The sequence below is a fragment of the Pannus brasiliensis CCIBt3594 genome, from assembly GCF_036688125.1.
Lineage (GTDB): Bacteria > Cyanobacteriota > Cyanobacteriia > Cyanobacteriales > Microcystaceae > Pannus > Pannus brasiliensis.
In genome coordinates, this window is record NZ_JBAFSM010000070.1 from 1 (window position 1) to 19,851 (window position 19,851).

General features: G+C 53.3%; 19 protein-coding genes. 10 read left to right on the forward strand and 9 right to left on the reverse strand.

Translation table 11 applies throughout. The features are described 5' to 3' along the window. Positions 1–156: 156 nt before the first annotated feature. From fba to V0288_RS22810, 3 genes are all read right to left on the reverse strand, one after another. On the reverse strand, positions 157–1,236 hold the full coding sequence (gene fba / locus V0288_RS22800; RefSeq protein ID WP_332867486.1) for a class II fructose-bisphosphate aldolase: 1,080 nt from the start codon (positions 1,234–1,236) through the stop codon (positions 157–159). Positions 1,237–1,367: 131 nt separating this feature from the next. After that, entirely contained in the window at positions 1,368–2,498 is a 1,131-nt protein-coding gene (locus V0288_RS22805) for an aldo/keto reductase (RefSeq protein WP_332867487.1), read from the reverse strand. Between the two features lie 311 nt (positions 2,499–2,809). Then, on the reverse strand, positions 2,810–3,313 hold the full coding sequence (locus tag V0288_RS22810; protein ID WP_332867488.1) for a bifunctional nuclease family protein: 504 nt from the start codon (positions 3,311–3,313) through the stop codon (positions 2,810–2,812). Positions 3,314–3,530: 217 nt separating this feature from the next. Between V0288_RS22810 and V0288_RS22815 the strand changes: the two genes are divergently transcribed. From V0288_RS22815 to V0288_RS22825, 3 genes are all read left to right on the forward strand, one after another. Further along, positions 3,531–4,202, forward strand: coding sequence for a riboflavin synthase (locus tag V0288_RS22815; RefSeq protein WP_332867489.1), 672 nt, complete (start codon positions 3,531–3,533; stop codon positions 4,200–4,202). Between the two features lie 341 nt (positions 4,203–4,543). After that, positions 4,544–4,741 (forward strand): glutamine synthetase inactivation factor IF7A, encoded by a 198-nt coding sequence (gene gifA, locus V0288_RS22820; RefSeq protein WP_332867490.1) that lies wholly within the window; start codon positions 4,544–4,546, stop codon positions 4,739–4,741. A 408-nt stretch (positions 4,742–5,149) separates the two neighbouring features. Continuing rightward, a complete protein-coding gene (locus V0288_RS22825; RefSeq protein ID WP_332867491.1) occupies positions 5,150–7,540 on the forward strand; it encodes a response regulator in 2,391 nt (796 codons plus the stop codon). 122 nt (positions 7,541–7,662) lie between these two features. On the opposite strand, the gene V0288_RS22830 is transcribed toward V0288_RS22825, so the two are convergent. From V0288_RS22830 to V0288_RS22840, 3 genes are all read right to left on the reverse strand, one after another. Next, positions 7,663–8,859, reverse strand: a complete 1,197-nt coding sequence (locus V0288_RS22830; protein WP_332867492.1) for a DNA double-strand break repair nuclease NurA — start codon at positions 8,857–8,859, stop codon at positions 7,663–7,665. A gap of 102 nt (positions 8,860–8,961) precedes the next feature. Then, the gene (locus V0288_RS22835; protein ID WP_332867493.1) at positions 8,962–10,311 is read right to left on the reverse strand and encodes an AmpG family muropeptide MFS transporter; all 1,350 of its coding nucleotides are present in this window, start codon (positions 10,309–10,311) and stop codon (positions 8,962–8,964) included. 168 nt (positions 10,312–10,479) lie between these two features. Continuing rightward, a complete protein-coding gene (locus V0288_RS22840; protein WP_332867494.1) occupies positions 10,480–11,703 on the reverse strand; it encodes an ABC transporter substrate-binding protein in 1,224 nt (407 codons plus the stop codon). A gap of 477 nt (positions 11,704–12,180) precedes the next feature. On the opposite strand from V0288_RS22840, the gene V0288_RS22845 reads away from it, so the two are divergent. From V0288_RS22845 to V0288_RS22865, 5 genes are all read left to right on the forward strand, one after another. Further along, positions 12,181–12,984 (forward strand): creatininase family protein, encoded by an 804-nt coding sequence (locus V0288_RS22845; RefSeq protein ID WP_332867495.1) that lies wholly within the window; start codon positions 12,181–12,183, stop codon positions 12,982–12,984. A 48-nt stretch (positions 12,985–13,032) separates the two neighbouring features. Continuing rightward, positions 13,033–13,695 (forward strand): HEAT repeat domain-containing protein, encoded by a 663-nt coding sequence (locus V0288_RS22850; protein WP_332867496.1) that lies wholly within the window; start codon positions 13,033–13,035, stop codon positions 13,693–13,695. Positions 13,696–13,748: 53 nt separating this feature from the next. Continuing rightward, entirely contained in the window at positions 13,749–14,255 is a 507-nt protein-coding gene (locus V0288_RS22855; protein WP_332867497.1) for a phycobiliprotein lyase, read from the forward strand. Between the two features lie 105 nt (positions 14,256–14,360). Next, entirely contained in the window at positions 14,361–15,407 is a 1,047-nt protein-coding gene (locus V0288_RS22860) for a glucokinase (RefSeq protein WP_332867504.1), read from the forward strand. Further along, on the forward strand, positions 15,404–15,550 hold the full coding sequence (locus tag V0288_RS22865; protein ID WP_332867498.1) for a hypothetical protein: 147 nt from the start codon (positions 15,404–15,406) through the stop codon (positions 15,548–15,550). The genes V0288_RS22860 and V0288_RS22865 overlap by 4 nt, the downstream gene beginning before the upstream one ends. Positions 15,551–15,610: 60 nt before the next feature. Here the strand turns inward: V0288_RS22865 and hpf are convergent, their stop codons facing one another. Beyond that, positions 15,611–16,210, reverse strand: coding sequence for a ribosome hibernation-promoting factor, HPF/YfiA family (gene hpf / locus V0288_RS22870; RefSeq protein ID WP_332867499.1), 600 nt, complete (start codon positions 16,208–16,210; stop codon positions 15,611–15,613). A gap of 523 nt (positions 16,211–16,733) precedes the next feature. Here hpf and lipB point away from each other — a divergent pair. After that, the gene (gene lipB, locus V0288_RS22875; protein WP_332867500.1) at positions 16,734–17,402 is read left to right on the forward strand and encodes a lipoyl(octanoyl) transferase LipB; all 669 of its coding nucleotides are present in this window, start codon (positions 16,734–16,736) and stop codon (positions 17,400–17,402) included. 35 nt (positions 17,403–17,437) lie between these two features. Continuing rightward, entirely contained in the window at positions 17,438–18,328 is an 891-nt protein-coding gene (locus tag V0288_RS22880; RefSeq protein ID WP_332867501.1) for a lipid kinase, read from the forward strand. Positions 18,329–18,367: 39 nt separating this feature from the next. Here the strand turns inward: V0288_RS22880 and V0288_RS22885 are convergent, their stop codons facing one another. Next, a complete protein-coding gene (locus V0288_RS22885) occupies positions 18,368–18,616 on the reverse strand; it encodes a DUF4926 domain-containing protein (protein ID WP_332867502.1) in 249 nt (82 codons plus the stop codon). A 778-nt stretch (positions 18,617–19,394) separates the two neighbouring features. Next, on the reverse strand, positions 19,395–19,811 hold the full coding sequence (locus V0288_RS22890) for a hypothetical protein (RefSeq protein ID WP_332867503.1): 417 nt from the start codon (positions 19,809–19,811) through the stop codon (positions 19,395–19,397). Between the last annotated feature and the right edge of the window lie 40 nt (positions 19,812–19,851).

Genomic DNA, 19,851 nt, shown 5'->3' on the forward strand with positions numbered 1-19,851 from the left:
ATGCTATCGATAACGCTTTCCGTGTCTTGTCCTAATCTACCCTTTCTTTGCTATAAAGCGCGCTCGCCGGGTCGAAAGAGAAATAACTCCAAAACGATAGAGACCGAACCGAAGTCCAGTCCCTACCGAGATTATTCGATCGATCTAACTTACCGATTAGACGGCGACCACTTTTTTGCTGACTTGGGTTAATTCCCCTTTCGCGTATTTCGCCGCGTAATCATCGAGGGAAACCTGTTTGATCTTGCTGGCGTTGCCGGCGGTTCCGAACTGCTGGTAGCGATCGGAACAGACTTTCTGCATATACTTGATCGAGGGTTTCAGGAAGTGGCGGGGGTCAAACTCTTTGGGGTTCTTCGCCAACGCTTCGCGAACCGCGGCGGTAATCGCCAAACGGCAGTCGGTGTCGATATTGATCTTGCGAACACCGCTCTTGATCCCTTTCTGGATTTCTTCCACGGGAACCCCGTAGGTTTCGGGAATCGCGCCGCCGTACTCGTTGATCATCGCGATGAGATCTTCGGGAACGGAGGAAGAACCGTGCATGACGAGGTGGGTGTTGGGCAGACGACGGTGGATTTCTTCCACGCGGCTGATGGCGAGGATTTCCCCGGTGGGTTTCCGGGTGAATTTGTACGCGCCGTGGCTGGTTCCGATGGCGACCGCGAGCGCGTCTACTTGGGTTCTTTCGACGAAATCAACGGCTTCATCGGGATCGGTTAACAGCATGGAGTGGTCGAGTTCGCCTTCAAAACCGTGACCGTCTTCCGCTTCGCCTTTCCCGGTTTCCAGGGAACCGAGGCAACCGAGTTCACCTTCGACACTAGCACCGACGGAGTGAGCCACTTTGACCACTTCCGAGGTAACGGCGACGTTATAATCGTAGCTGGCGGGGGTTTTCGCGTCGGCTTCGAGGGAACCGTCCATCATGACGCTGGTAAAACCGTTGCGAATCGCCGAATAGCAGGTGGCGGGTTCGTTACCGTGATCTTGGTGCATGACGATGGGGATTTGGGGATAGGTTTCCACCGCCGCTAAAATCAGATGACGCAGGAAGTTTTCCCCCGCGTATTTGCGAGCGCCACGCGAGGCTTGCAGGATAACGGGGCTGTCGGTTTCGGCCGCCGCTTGCATGATCGCCTGGATCTGCTCCATGTTATTTACGTTAAAAGCGGGAATCCCGTATCCATTCTCGGCCGCGTGATCTAACAGTAGCCGCATGGGGACAAGTGCCATATCCTTTACTCCTAATCTATTTCCTGTTTTTTGACTCTGGATCGTCAAGAAAGTTAATTCTCTTACCTGATAATCTTAAGATAGTTTTCACCATTTGACGATCCCCGATCGAAGATTTTGAGTATTTTGTCCTAGGATTCCCACAAACGTCGTCGGGGAGAGCCGTTCAGCCGTCGGTGCGTGTCGAGCAGTAGCGCGGGGATATCCAGTTTCTCCGGGCATCGCGGTAAACAGTCCCCGCAGTGAGTGCAGTGATTCGCCTTCCGTCCGGGGAACCAATGGCCCGCGTTCTCGAACATCCGGTAACGATACTGTCCGAAATCGGTCATCCCGTACCCTACCGCCAGATTTCGCAGTCTCAACACTTCGGGAATGGCGATATCTTCGGGACAGGGAAGGCATTGATAGCACTGGCTACATTTTTCCGTCCCCAATCGTTCGGATAGATGGGTTTCCAGTCGATCGAACGCGTCTTTTTCTTCCTCGGTTAACGGGTACGTCGCGTCCGCCACCTGGTTCGGTTCGATTAACTCGTCCGGGTTCGCCGGGCCGACGCTGAGGGTGGTAATCCGCGGATCGCTCAATAAAAAGCGGTAATTCAGCGCGAGGGGAGAGAAGGGCGCGCATAAATCTCGCAAGGTGTCGGGGGGAGTATACAGACGACCTCCCTTATCCGCGGGCGAGATGATAAAAATCCCCATATCCTTCTGACGCGCCCGCTCGATCGCTCTCTCGTGACGCTGGAAAAAATAGTAATAATGTATATTGACAAAATCGAAGAAATCTGTATCGAGGGTTTCGAGGATAATTTCTAAAGGCGCGTGGGTGGAGAAACCGACGTGGCGGATCAGTCCGGCTTTTTTCGCCTCCCGTACCGCGTCCATACAGCCGTTCGGGTCGGTAATTTGGCGGAGGTGTTCGCCCGTATTAATGCCGTGAATGGCTAGACAATCGAGATAATCGACTCTCAGACGCTCGATCGAGTTCTCGATACTCTCTCTCATCGACGCTCGATCGCTCGGGGTTACTTTCGTGGTGAGGTATATTTTCTCTCTAGGGACGGGAATCCCGCGTCGTAGACAGTTTCCGAGGAAAATTTCCGCCTGTCCGTACCCCCGCGCCGTCTCGATATGATTGATGCCCAGTTCGATCGCCCGGTGCAGGGTTCTCTCGAAAACGTCCTCGCCGGACAAACAGCGCATCGTCCCCAGCGAGAACACCGAGAGGTATAAATCCGTTTTCCCGAACCGTCGGTACTGCATTTTTTGAGGAGTCAGGAGTCAGGAGTCAGGAGGCAGGAGATGGAATACAAAATCATACGCTCGAAAATTCCACTTCTAACCAATTTATCTTTTAAAATCGGCATTCATTCCCGATTTTAGATTCTCAAAAATGAATTCCGTGAGAGGTATCATCTTTTGAGGGGTCAGGAGTTCGTTTTCAGCTTTCAGCGTCCGGCTTTCCGATTGAATTATCGGCGTATCGGGCGATAACTTTCGATCGAAACCCTTCTACACTCGATAAACCGAGTATAGCGGGCTGATAGCTGACGGCTGATAGCTGATAGCTTGTCTCAAGAATTGTCCGGATCGCCGCCGCCGCGTTGGATTAGATCCGAGGGGCTGAGGTTGGAGACGAAATCGCGGAAAGCCTTCCGTTCCCGTTCATCGGCATCTCGATCGACCGGGATCGAGGCATCGGCGATCACTTCCTCCATCACCCAGACGGGGCTATCGGTACGGAGGGCGATCGCGATGGCATCACTGGGACGGCAATCGATTTCTTTCTTGGTTTCCCCTCTTTTTAGGCAGAGAACGGCGTAAAATGTATTATCCTGTAGAGAGTGGATAATAATTTTCTCCAATTCCATCTCCCACGCCTCGAATAAATTCACGATCAGGTCATGGGTGAGAGGACGCGGTGGTTTTTGTTGCTCTAGCGCGCCGATGATCGCTTTCGCTTGATCTTGCCCGATATAGATCGGTAAGGCGCGACGTTCGGTGCCATCCTTGAGCAGAACGATCGGACTACGGGTGATAGCGTCTAAAGCGATTCCGGCAACTTTCATTTCGATCATGGCTATGGCTTCTCCAAGGTAGGGAGCGGCTAGGGAGACGGGGCGATGGCTGACGCGACGATCGGTGTATCGCTACAATCACAGTATGCACCGGGATACCCGAAACGATCTGGAATATTTCCCGAAAAGTAAACGGTCTCTAGAGGCGAAGGGACGATCGCTCGAAAGGCTACCCGACCGTATACGCTCACTACTTTCATTCTCTCAGATAACGTTTATGTTTACAGGTTTGATTCAGGCTTTGGGATCGCTGGGGGTAGTCGATAGCGATCGTCTCTATCTCTCGGTTTCCTCGGATCTTATTCTGGCGGATCTGGCGATCGGGGATAGCGTGGCGGTCGATGGAGTCTGTCTGACTGTCGAGGAGATCTTTTCCGATGGGTTCGTCGCGACCGCCTCCCCGGAAACCCTCCGACGTACCACGCTCGGACAGCGGCTCGGCTCGTCGGCTCCTGTGAATCTCGAAACGTCCCTGCGCGCGGGAAGCAAGATCGGCGGCCATTTCGTGACCGGTCACGTTGATGGGGTCGGTTGTTTGGTGGATTCGGTTCTCGCCGCGAGTTCCTGGGAGATGACGTTTTCGGCTCCCCCGGCATTAGATGAACAGTGGCGGCGGAATATCGCCCGTTATATCGTTCCCAAGGGCAGTATCGCGGTCAACGGCATCAGTTTGACGGTGGCCGATTATGACCCGACGGGCGATCGCTTCACGGTGGCTGTTATCCCCCACACGTACAAGGAAACGAATCTCTCGCGACTCAAACCAGGCGATCCGGTGAATCTGGAGGGGGATATCCTGGGTAAATACGTCGAAAGGTTACTCGGAGAGCGATCGGGCGGAGCGATCGAGGAAATCAGCCTGGAATTCCTCGCGGAAAACGGGTATTAGGTCTCTTGTAGGATTCAGGAGCCGGGAGCCGGGAGCCGGGAGACAGGAGGGAGAATCAAGAATCAGACAAGGAAAAATCTCTAAAAAAAGTTGGATTATCATCCTAAATGATAATCTTCGCGTTTTTGTAGCTTCTTCGTGGATTACGCTTCGCCAATCCACCCGACGGTCTGCCTATTACCTCCTGCCTTCTGCCTTCGCCGGCGGCGAAATATTAAGTTTTGTTAATTTTTCGAGGAATTCGCGATTTTGTAAAATTTGCTACAGAAGTTCGTGTTATATATATTAGTGGGTGATAAAAAAACGTTCACAACCTACCTTGCAACTCGGAGGAAACGGCTATGTCTACGGAACAACAAGCTCGGGCGTTAATGATGCGTCACCACCACGCCATTAAAAACCGTCAACAATCTTTGCTTGAAAGGAGTGCCTCGGAAATCGGCATCGACAATGACAATCAATACTGGACGACGATCCAGGGTCAACCCCAGCCCGGTTTCCGGAAAACCTACGATCGCTCCAATGTGACCCTGAGCTAGTTTTTCGACGATTATTGATTAAATCGCTTACATCTTAGAACATAAGGGAATCGCCCCCGTTCAATCCTCGGATTAACGGGGTTTTCCATATTCGCGCGCGGGCTTCCCCCGGTGAACGGCGGGCGGAGAGCGACCGGAAACGGAAAAAATCGAACGATCCGGGGCGGGATTCGCGAGGGAATATTTTCGGGGGAACATTGATCTCTCGCGGTTTCTCTGGAATTTTTTATCTTTTTTAATGTATCGCGATCGACTCGATCGAGAGATTTTTCCAATTATCAGAAAATTCTTATACCTATCGGAAAGCGTGGACAATTTCCCGATTCGGTAACTGTTTTTTCCTCGGGCGTTCGAGAACCGTTTATCGATCTATGATGATTAAAAAAACTCAGTCATTAGTAGATCGGAATGAAAATTCTGGTAATAGAAGACGATCGATACACGGGGGAGTCCCTGTCGAAAATTCTCGCGGCGTACCATTACACGGTCGATATCGCCGTCGATGGTCAAACGGGGCTAGAACTAGCCCTACAAGGGAGTCACGACCTGATCGTTCTCGATCTCCAACTGCCCAAACTCAACGGGATGGATGTCTGTCGGCAATTGCGATCGGCCGGGAAAACGACCCCGATCCTGATATTAACCTCGATCGATTCTAACGAGCGGATCGTCCACGGCCTGGATACGGGCGCGGACGATTACATGATCAAGCCGTTCGATCCGGGGCAACTGCTGGCGAGAATTCGCGCGCTATCGCGTCGGGGACAGAGAACGAGCGTCGAAACCGTTTTAACCTGGGGGAAATTACGGCTCGATCCGACTTCCGCGCTCGTGACCCACGATCGGGAGCCGATCGTCTTGCGACCGAAAGAGTATAGCCTCCTGGAACTGTTCCTCCGCAACCCGCGGCGGATTTTCAGCCGGGAGGCGATCCTCGATCGACTGTGGACGCTCGACGATTGCCCCAGCGAACACGCGGTCACGAACCTGATCAAAGATCTGCGACAACGCTTGAAAAACGCCGGGGTGAGCGAGGAATCGATCGAGACCGTGTACGGCCGGGGGTATCGCCTCAAATCGCCCCCGGACGAAAACGGGGGATCGGACGATGGCCCGATCGGCCGCGAGGAACCGACACGAGTTCCGCCGATCGAGCGAATCCAGCCGCTCCGGGAACTCGGGAAAGAATTTAGCGCGTCGTTAGGCCGGCGGATCGGCGATTTCGAGAGGACGGTAAGGGAACTGCGATCGAGACGGGGCGAGCCGGGCTACTATCAGCAAGCTCAAAGGGAAGCGCACCGTCTAGCGGGTAGTCTGGGAACCTTCGGTTACGCGAGGGGTTCGGAAACGGCGAGGGCGATCGAGCATTTACTGCTGGAGACCGATATCCTAACGCCGGCCGATCACGAACGACTGGAACGGCTTTTAACGGAATTGAAAGACGCGACCGGGCCGGACGCGCTCTCGCTCGAAACCCGATCGACGACACCGAAGCGATCGAGTCTGCTCCTGGTCGGTAAAGACGCGCTCGAATGGATGGAGAGCCTACAACCGGAAGCGAGCGAGCGGGGCATCCGATTGGAAACCGCGCCCGACCGGACGAGCGCCCTGCGGACATTAGAAACGAGCGTTCCCGAGGCGATCGTTCTCGATCTCGATAGCGCGGCGATCGAGGACGGTTTACAGACGCTCGCCCGTTTAAAGGAACTTCACGGCCGGATTCCCGTTTTAATTGTCGCGGGAGAGGATAGTCTGGAACCGCGGGTGCGGGCGGCCCGTTTAGGGAGCGCGGGCTATCTGACCAAACCGATCGCCCCGGCGCGGTTGTGGTCGGCGCTCGCCGGACTCTACCCGTCGCCGTGTCCGGTACAGGCGACCGTGATGATCGTCGATGACGATCCGGGTTCTCTAGCCGTCCTGACCGCTTTATTTCAAGAACGCTCGATCGAGGTGGTCGGGGTCAGCGATCCGGGGAAATTCTGGGAGATCCTCACCGCTACCGAGCCGGATTTATTATTGCTCGATCTGCAAATGCCCGATTTTACCGGGATCGAACTGTGTAAAGTCGCCCGGCAAGATCCGGAATACGCGTACCTACCGATTCTCTTCGTCTCGTCGCGGGACGATCCCGCCACGCTCGCAACGGTTTTTGCCGCCGGGGCCGACGACTTTATCGGCAAAACGAGCGTGTCCGAGGAGTTGGTCACGCGCGCGCTGAGTCATCTGGAACGGGCGCGGGTACATCAACGGTTGACCCGTTCCCAGCGACAGCAATCGCGCAAATGGAAACAGTTGGCCTACCTCGATTCCCTGACGCGGGTGGCCAATCGTCGGGCTTTTAGCGAGACTCTCCAGATCGAGTGGCAGAATCGATCGCTCTCGGGAGAACCGTTAGCCTTGATCCTCTGCGATATCGACGAGTTTAAGCTCTATAACGACCATTACGGGCATCCGGCCGGGGATGTTTGTCTGTACCGGATAGCGATCGCCATTCAAGGCTGTCTGACTTCCACGACCGATCTCGTGGCCCGGTACGGGGGGGAAGAATTCGCGATTATCCTACCGAACACGACTTTAAATGGCGCTCTAGCGGTGGCGGAACGGATTCGTCGGGCGATCGCCGATTTACAGATCCCCCACGAATTCTCCACCGTGAACGAATTCGTAACCGTGAGCATGGGAATCGCGGGTATCCTACCGACGATGGAGATCTCCCCCTCGATCCTCATCGAAACCGCCGATCAAGCCCTCTATACCGCCAAAAATCGCGGCAGAAACACGTATTGTCTCTATCGGTGAACGGGGGCAGGGGGCAGGAGACAGGAGGCAGGAGGCAGGAGGCAGGAGGCAGGAGGCAGGAGGCAGGAGATTAATTATCTTTATAATCCCCCTCACCTCCCTCACCTTTCCCATCTCCCGGATTAAGCGATACTGCCGCGCTTGCGGGCTTCCTTGTAGGAGGTGCCGACATCGTGTAGGCCGACCTTGATCATCTGTTGTTCGAGGAGGGCGAAAAAGCGCGCTCGATCGCCCCCTTTAATCACCGCGAGATTGTGGGCTTCGGCTAGGGAGATAGGATAGCCGTATCCCTTGCGAACTTGGGCTAGGAGAATGGCGAGGGATCGATCGAGTAATTCCGAATCCTCCACCACCCACGCGGGGATCTCTACCCTCGCGATCTCCGTTCCCACGTTGATATAACAGAAATAAATCTTCTGGGAATCGTCGTACAGATCGAGAATTTTTAAAGAACTTTTCCACAGGGGGCCGCGTTGTCCCGGTTCCAATAAATATGCCCACAAAGACGCGTCCCGCAGGGGATCGACCACCCGACAGGGAGTTTGTTCCTCCTCTAGATCGCTACAGTTGATAATGCAGTTCGGCGAATCGTGGGGGCAAGCCTGTAGACGGAGAAAATTCACACCCTCGGTACTGCGGGAGGCACTAATATACCCCATTAGAGGGATGCGAGCGAGTTTCATTTCTTCCCACGCGTCGAGGATCGGCGGTAGGATTAGATCCCGCGCTTCCGGGGGCAGATTATCGATAAACCAGTAGATCAAAGATCCGTCTACCAGCGCGAGATTCGGTTCGTAATGCGCTCCCGGCGGCCTCACCCAACGACAGGCCATTTCCGATAACATTTTCGCTTCCAATACCGTCCGGCGGTAACTCATCCATTCCTCGACCCGAATCCCCCATTGTTTGGCTACATATAGATCTTCTCGCTTGTAATAGACTTCGGGAACACTATCGAGAAGGGGATGTAAATTCTGCCCGTAGTGCAACATGATCCGACCGACGTTGATCAGGTAACAGTAAGCGATCTCGTGATGGGAGGGGGCGATCTGCGAACCGTCGGTGGCGAAAACGCTATGACTTTCGGGAGGGGGGGAGAGGGTGATACGGGTATCGAGGGGTTCGATCGGAACCGCGGCGGAGAAAATAAATCGATCGTGCCACATCTCGTGTAATTCGACCAATTCCTCCTGTCTTTCCAGGATTTCGTTCAGGAGAACCCTCGCTCGATCGACCCGCAAACGACCGGCCGCCACTTCCTGTTTAAAGTGTTGGCTAATTCCCGGCATTTTTCCCGCGAGTTTCGCTAGATCGAGCATAATTCAGGAGTCAGGAGTCAGGAGTCAGGAGACAATAGCTCTCTTTCTAATCATCTTCTAATCATCATATCTCCCTCACCTCCCCCATCTCCTCTATCCCCCTCACTTCCCGGCTTCCTCGTTCCACGGGGCGAAGAAGGGAAGTAGGAGTAAACCGGGGAGCGCGGCGAGAATGGTCACGAAAAAGAACCATGTCCAGCCGATTTCCTGGGCGATGCCTCCCGCGGGGGCGACGAGAATATCGCGACTGACGGCCATCAAACTGGAAAGTAAGGCGAATTGGGTGGCGGAGAAGCGTTGATTGCAGAGACTCATTAAAAACGCCACGAACGCGGCGGTTCCCAATCCCCCACAGAAATTTTCGATATTAATCGCCAACACCATCACCGAGTCGTTTTTTCCCGTCTGTGCCAGCACGAAATAGGCGAAGTTGCTAAGACATTGTAAAACGCCGAAAATCCACAGCGATCGATTGATCCCCCAGCGACTCAACAGCGAACCGCCGACCAAAACGCCCACGATGGTCGCGATCATCCCCATTCCCCCCTGAATCGTGCCGATCTTGGTCGCGCTGAAACCGATCTGTAAGAGAAACGGTGTGACCATGTTATTGATCAACGCGTCCCCCAGTCTATAGAGAACGATGAAGATGAGAATCGAAATTCCCCGCGTCAGGCCCGATCGAGCGAAAAATTCCTGAAAGGGTAGCCAAACGGCCTCGGATAGCGTTTGCGGGGTATCGTCCCGTTTCGGGGGTTCCGGCGCGAGAAAAGAGGGGATAACGCTTAATAACATTAAACCCGCCAGCAGGAGATAAACGACGGGCCAGGGCATTCGATCGGCGAGAATGAAAGCGATCGATCCGGTGAGGATTAACGCCAACCGGTAGCCCAACACACCGATCGCCGCGCCCGCTCCCATCTCCCATTTTTCCAGTACATCGGTACGATACGCGTCGTAAGCGATATCCTGAGTCGCGCTGAGGAAGGCGATCCCTAGGGCTGTCCAAAACAAAGGGCTTCGGGATACCGCTTGAAAACTCTGCCAGAACACGCAAAGAGCCTGAAATTCACGAATACCCGCCAGTCCCGTACTACAGGAATCGGGATTCGGCAAGGTTGCCCGAACCAGTTCGGACGGATCTTGTAAGTACATGGCGGCGATCGCCAGTACCAACCCCACTTGAGCGATCACCAACCAACCGCGACGACGACCGAGAAACGGGGGAACAAAGCGATCGAGCAGGGGCGACCAGAGAAATTTGAGCGAATAGGGAAGCGCGACGAGGCTGAATAATCCGATCGATTTGAGATCCACCCCTTCCGTCGTCATCCACGCTTGCAGGGTTCGACTCGTTAGAAATAACGGCAGTCCGGAGGCGAAACCGAGAAACAGCAGGGCCGCCATTTTCCGACTCTCGAATACCTTTAAATACGCTTGAATTTCGTTCATCGATCGGCCTCGGTTTTGTTAGTAAGGAGTGGGGAGATGAGGGATGTGAGGGAGATGGGGGAGTTTGTGGGGAAAAGGAGAAGGGGAAAAGGGAAAAGGCTACCTTATGATCTTTTCCCCTTTCACCTTTCCCCTATTCTCTTGCCTCCTGCCTCCTGCCCCCTCAAATTACTGGATAAAGGTAAATTTCCCGTTTTTCCCGTCGGCATCCATTTTGATGCGCGCCACGTAGAACTTATTCTGGACGATCTCGCCTTCGGGGGTGAAGGAAATTTCGCCGAGTACGGTATTGTATTTACCCGTCAAAATCTCTTGATTCAATTGTTGGCGAAGTTGTTCGAGGGAGAGGGTACTGATTTTATTCTTGTCATCGACGCGTTTGAGGGCTTCCACGAAAACCTGAATTCCCGTGAACGCTTGGGCGGTAAATTGCGGGGGAAGTTTTTTCTTCTCGGCCTCGTAGGCGGCGATAAACTCTTTATTGATCGGGTTATCTAACTCCGGGCTGTAGGCTTGCGCGACGAGAATCCCGTCACATTGCGCCTGACACACCGGGAAAAGATTCGAGGTATTCAAACCGTTACCGCCAATAATTAAGCCTTTATAGCCTAATTGACGTAACTGTTTCACTAAATTCCCCCCGTCCGCGACCAATCCCGAAATCACGATCAGATCCGGTTTGGCATTAATGGCGGCGGTGGCTTGGTTTTGGAAATCGGTGTCGGTAGTTTGGAATTTCTGTACCGTGACGATATCCAGTTTTAAATCCTTAAGGGTTTGTTGGAAAGTTTCCGTTTCCGATTTACTGAACGCGTCATTTTGGGCGAAGAAAACGGCGACTTTTTTAATTTTCGGGTCGATTTTTAGGGCCGCTTTAATCGAGTTGGGCGCGACGATCGCTACCGGCGCGGATACCCTACCGACGTAATCGCCGATCTGGGGAATTCCTTTCGCGGTGTTGGATGGGCCGAGGATGGGGACCTTCGCTCGATCGGCGATCGGACTCGCGGCGAAAGCCTGTTGCGACAGGGACGGGCCGACAATCCCGACCACTTTATCCTGGGTGATTAATGTATTGATCGCGTTGATCGCGCCCTGTTCGTCTCCCGCGGTGTCTTGTAAAACGACGCGAATCGGGGTTCCGTTGACTCCCCCTTTGTCATTGAAATATTTTTCGGCAATTTTGACCCCGACCACCTGTTCCTGACCTAATAAGGCGACATTACTGGTTTGTGCGAGGGCCGCGCCGATCGGGATGGCGGTAGAATTCGTCGGACTTTCCGCGGGAGAGGGGCTATTTTGACTCGTCGGTGTGGAAGAGTTACAGGCAACGACGAGACCGAAACTAAACAGGGATAGCAATAAAGGAAGGAAGAATCGTTTTTTCAACATCGCACCTCTGAATTAATGAGCGGTCACTTTGGGAAAATCTTACAGCATTACGCGTTTTTATCTCCCGCGCCTTGACGGAAGCGATCGCTATAAGGTTTCCGATCGGGGCGATCGATGCGCCGTGGGCGATCGATCGGATTTTCCTTCGCTATAATAGTTTTTTGTAGTTATATCGAAAAAAATCCGTCTATAAAAGTTCTCACACTTTCCAGAAGTATCGATCGTGCTTCCAAGATTATAGGTAAACAATTTCCGATGCTTTGGAAATTTCGAGCTAAACCGAAAAGGAATGTTTTCTGCTTTCTCGATCGGGACAAATGGTTCGGCTAAATCGACGATCACTGGCTGACAAATAATGAACCAGAATTAGATAGAATGATACGATCAATAAAACCATTCCTCTTCTCGATCGATCCCTAAATCGCCCCCTTAACTGTTATAATTAAGCTACAAGCTTTTCCGATAATATTAATAAATATGCTTCACGGATTTATTCCCGCCGATCGCTATTTTCCCTATCTCACCTGGACGGATATCGAATCCCTACCGGATAAAGAAAACACCGTCATCATTCAACCCGTCGGGGCGATCGAACAACACGGCCCCCACCTCCCCATCGCGGTCGATTCGGCGATTAGTCTGGGCGTTTTAGGCAGAGCGTTGACGAAATTAGAAGATTCTATCCCCGCTTACGCGCTTCCCTGTCTCTACTACGGGAAATCGAACGAACATTGGTCTTTTCCCGGCACGATCACCCTCTCCGCAGAAACTCTCTTAAAAGTCCTGCGCGAGATGGCGGAAAGCATCTATCGATCGGGTTTCCGGAAATTAGTATTGATGAACTCTCACGGTGGACAACCGCAGATCATGGAAATCGCCGCGCGCGACATCCATCAACGGTATCCCGATTTTCTCATCTTTCCCCTCTTCACCTGGCGCGTTCCCCATAACGCGGGTGAATTATTCTCGGAATACGAGCTAGAGTACGGAATTCATGCGGGAGACGCGGAAACTAGCCTTTTACTCTCCCTTTTGCCCGAACAGGTGAAAATGGAACGCGCGGTGAAGGAATACCCCAACGGATTACCCGAGGATAGTTTGCTGAGTATGGAGGGAAAACTGCCCTTCGCGTGGTTGACGCGGGAACTCAGCCGAAGCGGGGTGATGGGTGACGCGACCGCCGCGACGCGGGAAAAAGGCGATCGACTGCTAGAATCGGTATCCGACGGTTGGGTACAGACGATCCGCGACGTGTACAGATTCCGTCAACCCGCTTTCTGAGAAAAGTACGCGTTAGAATTTAAGAAATGTTACAAGACCGGGGCGACCATGAACGACATCGAAACCATTTCCCGCCAACTAGAAAGCTCGAATTCTAAAGACCGAATGCTCGCGTTAGCGTCTTTACGGCAAGTTCCCGCCGAAACCGCCGTTCCTTTGATTAAAAAGGTACTGAACGACGAAATGCTGACCGTTCGATCGATGGCCGTGTTCGCCCTCGGAGTCAAACAGACCGACGAGTGTTTCCCGATTCTGGTGGAATTATTAGAAACCGATGAGGATTACGGCATTCGGGCGGACGCGGCGGGCGCGTTGGGCTATCTCGAAGATATCCGGGCGTTTGAACCGTTATCGCGGGCGTTTTACGAGGATACCGCGTGGTTAGTCCGCTTTAGCGCGGCGGTATCGTTGGGCAATTTACGCGATATTCGGGCGAAACAGGTGTTATCGAACGCGTTAGATAGCGGGGAGACCGTGATCCAACAGGCCGCCATCGCCGCGCTGGGGGAGATCCGAGCGATCGAGGCCGTCGAAAAACTGTTAACCTTCGTATCTTCCGAGGATTGGTTAACCCGTCTCCGTCTCGCGCAAGCGTTAGGGAATCTGAAAACGGACAAAAGTATCGCGGCCTTGAAATTTCTCGCCAAAGATGATAACGCTCAGGTGCGGGAGGCGGCGATCCATTCCCTGCAACGATCGGAGAGCGCTTAGGGATACAATGGGGTAGATAAATAGATAACGAGATCGATCGTCGGGCGCGATTCATGGAAATTAAAGAATTTATTAACCTCTGCGCGGGGCAATGGTTCTCGCAACGCACCAGTTACCGGTTAGCCTCCCGAAACATCGAGAATCACAAGTCGGAAATCACGATCGATCTCCTCACCCCCGATCGCCCCGAAGCGATCGATCTCCGCGGGGACGGGGAAAACTGTCTCGGTGGCTGGAAAGCGACCTGGAATAACTCTGTAGACTGGGGACAACCGAAACAAACCGGATCTACCCTAGTCGTATTCCTCGCCGACGCGGAAGATGCTTCGAGCGGTTCGATCGTCAAATCCGGCGGCCCCGGCAAACCGTCTCTCGTCGGTCGTTACCGATTACGGAGCGACGAGGCGCTAACCTTGACGATCGAGGACGAGGGAAGGGTTTTCGAGGAAAGACTCTGGTTCGCCAGTCCGAACCTGCGTTTACGGACGAGCATTATCCAGAATCCCGACAAAACCCGCAACACGGTCTTTTATTCCGAGATCCGCAAGATGAGCGCGTGAACGGGCGAAAATTTCCCCCTTCCCGAAAATATCCTTAATAATTTCCCGCCCGATCGAGCGAAAAATTATAATGGGGAGTCGAGAAATTAACGGGGGAACGTGACTATGGCGATCGTGTTAGCGGGAGATATCGGCGGGACGAAAACGATCCTGCGTCTGGCCGAATCGTTGCTTTTTCCGGATAGCCCGATTCCCGTCGGGACAACGCTAGACGAGGAAACCTACCCCAGTCAGAAATACCCCGATCTCGTGCCGATGGTGCGGCAATTTCTCGCGCGATCGAACCCCGTCCCCGCGGTCGAAAAAGCCTGTTTCGGCATCGCCGGGCCGGTGGTGAAAAACGCGTCCGAGTTAACCAATTTAAACTGGTCGTTAAGCGCCGATCGACTGTCGCGGGAGTTACAGATCGATCGGGTAGAATTGATCAACGATTTCGCGGCGATCGGCTACGGGGTGTTAGGACTGGCCCCCGAAGACGTGTTGACGCTTCAGGAAGCCCCCCCCGATCCGAACGGTCCGATCGCGGTGATCGGCGCGGGGACGGGATTGGGAGAGGGTTTTCTCACTCCCTTACCGGGTGGCGGTTATCAAGTTTTCGGGAGCGAGGGATCGCACGCGGATTTCGCCCCCCGATCGACCCTAGAATTCCAACTGGCGCGGTATTTGCTCGATCGATTCGGGTTGACGCGGGTTTCGATCGAGCGCGTCGTTTCGGGATCGGGAATCGCCGCTATCTATCAATTTCTCCGCGAACATTATCCCGGTTCCGAATCGCCGAAAATGGCGAGCGTTTACCGCGCTTGGTGCGAGGAATCGGGAAATCCGGTAAAAAGCGTCGATCTTTCCGCTCAAATCTCCCTTTTCGCGCGGGAGAAATCGGATAATCTCTGCGAACAAACGATGAAACTCTTTATCGACGCTTACGGGGCCGAGGCCGGAAATCTCGCGCTGAAACTCCTCCCCTACGGCGGTCTTTTCGTCGCCGGAGGGATCGTTGCGAAAAATATCCCCCTAATGACAGATGGCACGTTTATAAAAGCGTTTCTCGCCAAAGGTCGCATGAGTCAACTGTTAACCCGCGTTCCCGTTTATCTGGTCAAAAATCCCAAGGTGGGTTTGATCGGCGCGACCCTACACGCCGGACAGCTTTGAGGGGGCGGGAGGCGGGAGGCAGGAGGCGGGAGTCAGGAGTCAGGAGACAGGAGTCAGGAGACAGGAGACAGGAGTCAGGAGTCAGGAGACAGGAGTCAGGAGACAGGAGCCAATTAACTCGGATAGTTAATTCTTGTGGCTGATAGCTGATAGAAAAAAGGCTGGAAATAATTTCCAGCCCGGAATTTTAAGTCGCTAAAAGCTCAATGGGGTTCTTTGCCGTTGCCGTTGGCTTGTCGGGGTTGGATAACGCCGAAACCGCCGTGATTGCGCTGATAGATGACGTTGATCTCGTTGGTGTCCTTATTGCAGAACATAAAGAAATCGTGATCGACCAGTTGCAGTTGGTGTAACGCCTCGTCGATCGTCATCGGCGGCATGGCGAAATATTTCATCCGGACGACTTCGGTGGGGAGTTCCGGCGCGCGATCGCCGATCAGGGTAGCCGTTACCGGTTGGTCGGCGACGACCTCGCTGGTTTTCACCCCGGCGTGAACGCGCTGATCTACCTGTCTTTCTTTGTATTTGCGGAGTTGACGGGCGATCTTATCGGCGACGAGATCGATACTGGCGTAGAGATTCTCGCTTCCCTCTTGGGCGCGAATCACGGTTCCGTTGGCGTAGACGGTCACTTCCGCCTTATGTCGATCGGCGATCCGGGCGTTTCGCTCCACGGATAGATGAACGTCTACCTTCGTGGTCATCCCGTTAAAGTGTTTCACCGCTTTCTCTAGCTTCTGCTCGACATAATCGTGAATAGCCTCGGTAACAGCGATATTATTGCCCTGGATTAATAGCTTCATACTCATCTACTCCAACTAAAATTTCGGGGTAAATTATCTCGGACAATACTCGCGGGGAGTATTGACCTGTCGCGCTCGATCGATCGAAATGCCGTCTCTATGGCCAATGAGAGAAATCAAGTAGAGATCACTGCCGAGATGTCGGTGGAATGGTCATTGTGTCCTTTGGGGGGGTCGGGTCTGGTGGCAAGTTCATCGGCTCGCCCGCCGGTCGGAAAGGGAACGTTTCTGGCTTTTCCCTCTTTACTTTCATTCTAACGGACTTGCCTAAATCTCTCTTAACAGTTCGCGCGATCGCTGTTAAGTTCTCTTTAGAAAACGCGCAAGAATTCTTTACGATAGAGAGGGTTGACTTGTCCCTCGCCCCGGCGAGTTTTTCGCCCCGTATCCGGGAAAACGGTTAACCTCCGAACAGGCTGGATACCTTCTAGATTAACACCTAGTATTCTCGAAAACATCGATCCCGCCCGTCTTTTAATCTTCCTTCGCGGTCTTTTACATTTCTTAAACTAGTTGGCAAGTAATGACAAAGATAGACGATCGACCGAGACGAAAGTGTATACTGAAAAGTTTAGGGATCGTTCCCTATGCCCTGGCGTGGCGGGAACAGCGATCGCTAGTGGAGGCGAGAATGGATAACCCCGCTCTCGACGATCTTTTCCTACTCCTAGAACATCCTCCCGTGTATACATTAGGGACGGGAGCGGATGTAAAGTTTTTGAAATTCGATCCCGGAGCGAGCGATCGGGAGGTATACCGGGTCGAGCGGGGGGGAGAGGTGACGTACCACTGTCCCGGTCAATTAGTCGGCTACCCGATTTTAAACCTGAACTATTATCAACGGGATCTACACTGGTATCTGCGGGGGTTGGAAGAGGTGATTATCCGGGTTCTCGATCGCCACGGGTTAACGGGAGAGCGGATCGCGGGACTGACCGGGGTATGGGTGGAAGGGTACAAGGTCGCGGCGATCGGCATCAAGGCCACGCGCTGGATCACCTTTCACGGCTTTTCGCTCAATGTCTGTCCGGAGATGGGCGGTTTTGCGGCGATCGTTCCCTGCGGTATCGAGGATAAGCCCGTCGGTAGTTTACAGCGTTTCCTGCCGGAGATTAGCCTGGAGGTAGTCCGTCGGGACGTGATCGACGCGTTCGCCGAGGTCTTCGGGATCGAATGGATCTCGATCGCCTAGCATAAGGAAAACGTACCCTTTCGCCGAGCAAAAAGATGACCAAACGGGCTTTATTACTCATCAACCGCCACGCTCGCAAGGGAAAAGATCACTTCGGCGGGGCGGTCGATCGACTCCATCAATTGAACTTCGAGCTAATCACCACGCCCATCCAAGATTCTCGGGATATTCCCGCGCTGATTCGCAAATATAGCCCGCATATCGATCTGGTGATTATCGGGGGAGGGGACGGAACCCTGAACGCGGCGGTCGATACGTTGGTCGAGGTGGATTTACCGTTGGGAATTCTACCGTTAGGAACCGCGAACGATCTGGCGAGAACGTTGAATATTCCCACCGCGATCGCCGATGCTTGCAACGTGATCGCGAACGGGAATCTCAAGGCGATCGATCTCGGGTGGGTGAACGGGAAATATTTTTTTAACGTGGCGAGTATGGGATTGAGCGTTCGCATCACCCAGAAGCTAAACAAGGGGTTAAAGCGTCGTTTAGGCGTTCTCGCCTACGCTTGGACCGCCGTACAGGTGTTGAGCCGAACGCGCCCGTTTACCGCCGAAATTCGCATCGAGGGAAAGGTAACGAAGGTGAAAACCCTCCAGATCGCGGTGGGGAACGGACGGTATTACGGGGGGGGAATGCCGGTCGCGAAGGACGCTTCGATCGACGATCAACGGTTAGATTTATATAGTTTGGAAGTTCGGCAATGGTGGCAGATGTTCCCCGTGTTATGGACGTTACCGCGGGGGGAACAGGGATTGTTATCTTCGGTGCGAACGCTCGCCGGGAAAGAGATCGAGATCGTCACCCGCAGACCGCACGGCATCAATACCGACGGGGAGATTACCACGACTACCCCCGCGCTGTTTAAAGTGATTCCCCGAGCGTTACGGGTTTATATTCCGCGTGGCGATCGAGCGACGGGGTGAGGGGAATTCGATCGATCGTTGTAGAAATTTCTCGATCGTTTAAACGATAGCGCCACTCACCGGTCTCGCGCTCCGTCGATCGCTCCCGGTGGGGAGACGCAGGGAACTTTCGGGAAGGGTGACGACGGCGATCGATTCGCCCAACATATTAGAAAATTCGATACTGTAACCGATTTCTAATCCTTCGAGTTGATGTTTTTCCACGACCATCCCCACGTCTCCCGCGAATAATCCTTCTTCGGGGATGTCGTGTTGTAGAATTACGTCCGACCAAAATACATAGCTCATTTTTCCGGTCTCCAAAAAATTTTTATAATCTAACACTCCGGGTCAGGGAGGATGGAAATGCCCCTAGAGTAAGGGACGGGTACGGATTTAAAGATGAAACTGGATCGCCGAGTCGATCTTTTGATTCCGATAGATATTCAAGTTTTTTCTCGCGGATGCTTTCAGTCTTATTATGCCCGAACTGTCCTCTAAAATAACAGGGGACGGGGACAATTTTTCGATCGCGTCACTGGTAATCTTTTCCGTTTCTCGGTAGTTTCACACACGCTTAATAGTACCTTGAAATCCGACGATTTTTCCCTCCGTGATCTCGCGGGATACGCCCGTAGAGAGCGATCGATCCTCGGGTTTTTCACCGGCCTTCGGCCCTTGAGAACAGGTAACAGGCAACCGTAAAGATGTTGGGTGGGAAGGGGAAATTGTCGCCGGTTTCCTCGATCGACCAACGGATCGGAAGCCCCTCCCCCTCGCCGCGAGCGCGCCGGGCGGGGTTTAAATCCCGCATGGCGCGCCTTTCCTGTTGCCTTTCAGAAGAACCTTTCGATCTCTTCTAAATCCGACAATTCCCGCGCTTTTTTCCCTGACTAACCATCTTTCCATCATCTCGCGTTTTAACGGGAAACTGCTAAGTATTTATACTCAGTTAATTTTCTGTCCCCGTCTGTAACTTTTGAGGTTACAAGCTGAAGCTCGGAATGGGGTAACAACGACCGGCGATCGACGGACGGAAATCAGGGGATACAAGGCCCGTAACCCTTTCACGGTTTCTCGACCCGAGCTATTCCTGTAGCGATCGGGCCATTTGTCGATCGAGCCACTCGCGGTCAAAAATCGACCCGTAAATCCGGTTAGCGACTTTCAAAGATCCCTCCCGCTCGATCACCAACCCGGACAGGAGTAATTCCTCGATCGCCGGATGATCGACGGCGATCGCCTCCGTCCTGCGAGAGACTTGCCCGTAGAGTTCGAGTAACTGGAGCGATCGTGGGCTTCCGAGGAGACGATCGCGGATCGTTTTCAGGTGTTCGGGTTCGTCCTGGGCCTCCCAATTTCGGATAACATGGGTTTGGATCAAGTTCTGGAGCCATACGGCTTCATCGTTCGTGGGAATCGGGGCCGAAGTCTCCCGAATCAATCTACAGATTTTTTGGGTGAGAAAAGGTTGCCCGTTGGTCCAGGCTACAGCCTTTCTCACAAAGATGAGGTATACTGTGATCGATAGCTAAATTGAACGA

Coding starts and splice junctions, on each gene's coding strand:
- fba (WP_332867486.1), bottom strand. CDS start 1,236: ATGGCACTTGTCCCCATGCGGCTACTGTTAGATCACGCGGCCGAGAAT.
- V0288_RS22805 (WP_332867487.1), bottom strand. CDS start 2,498: ATGCAGTACCGACGGTTCGGGAAAACGGATTTATACCTCTCGGTGTTC.
- V0288_RS22810 (WP_332867488.1), bottom strand. CDS start 3,313: ATGATCGAAATGAAAGTTGCCGGAATCGCTTTAGACGCTATCACCCGT.
- V0288_RS22815 (WP_332867489.1), top strand. CDS start 3,531: ATGTTTACAGGTTTGATTCAGGCTTTGGGATCGCTGGGGGTAGTCGAT.
- gifA (WP_332867490.1), top strand. CDS start 4,544: ATGTCTACGGAACAACAAGCTCGGGCGTTAATGATGCGTCACCACCAC.
- V0288_RS22825 (WP_332867491.1), top strand. CDS start 5,150: ATGAAAATTCTGGTAATAGAAGACGATCGATACACGGGGGAGTCCCTG.
- V0288_RS22830 (WP_332867492.1), bottom strand. CDS start 8,859: ATGCTCGATCTAGCGAAACTCGCGGGAAAAATGCCGGGAATTAGCCAA.
- V0288_RS22835 (WP_332867493.1), bottom strand. CDS start 10,311: ATGAACGAAATTCAAGCGTATTTAAAGGTATTCGAGAGTCGGAAAATG.
- V0288_RS22840 (WP_332867494.1), bottom strand. CDS start 11,703: ATGTTGAAAAAACGATTCTTCCTTCCTTTATTGCTATCCCTGTTTAGT.
- V0288_RS22845 (WP_332867495.1), top strand. CDS start 12,181: ATGCTTCACGGATTTATTCCCGCCGATCGCTATTTTCCCTATCTCACC.
- V0288_RS22850 (WP_332867496.1), top strand. CDS start 13,033: ATGAACGACATCGAAACCATTTCCCGCCAACTAGAAAGCTCGAATTCT.
- V0288_RS22855 (WP_332867497.1), top strand. CDS start 13,749: ATGGAAATTAAAGAATTTATTAACCTCTGCGCGGGGCAATGGTTCTCG.
- V0288_RS22860 (WP_332867504.1), top strand. CDS start 14,361: ATGGCGATCGTGTTAGCGGGAGATATCGGCGGGACGAAAACGATCCTG.
- hpf (WP_332867499.1), bottom strand. CDS start 16,210: ATGAAGCTATTAATCCAGGGCAATAATATCGCTGTTACCGAGGCTATT.
- lipB (WP_332867500.1), top strand. CDS start 16,734: ATGACAAAGATAGACGATCGACCGAGACGAAAGTGTATACTGAAAAGT.
- V0288_RS22880 (WP_332867501.1), top strand. CDS start 17,438: ATGACCAAACGGGCTTTATTACTCATCAACCGCCACGCTCGCAAGGGA.
- V0288_RS22885 (WP_332867502.1), bottom strand. CDS start 18,616: ATGAGCTATGTATTTTGGTCGGACGTAATTCTACAACACGACATCCCC.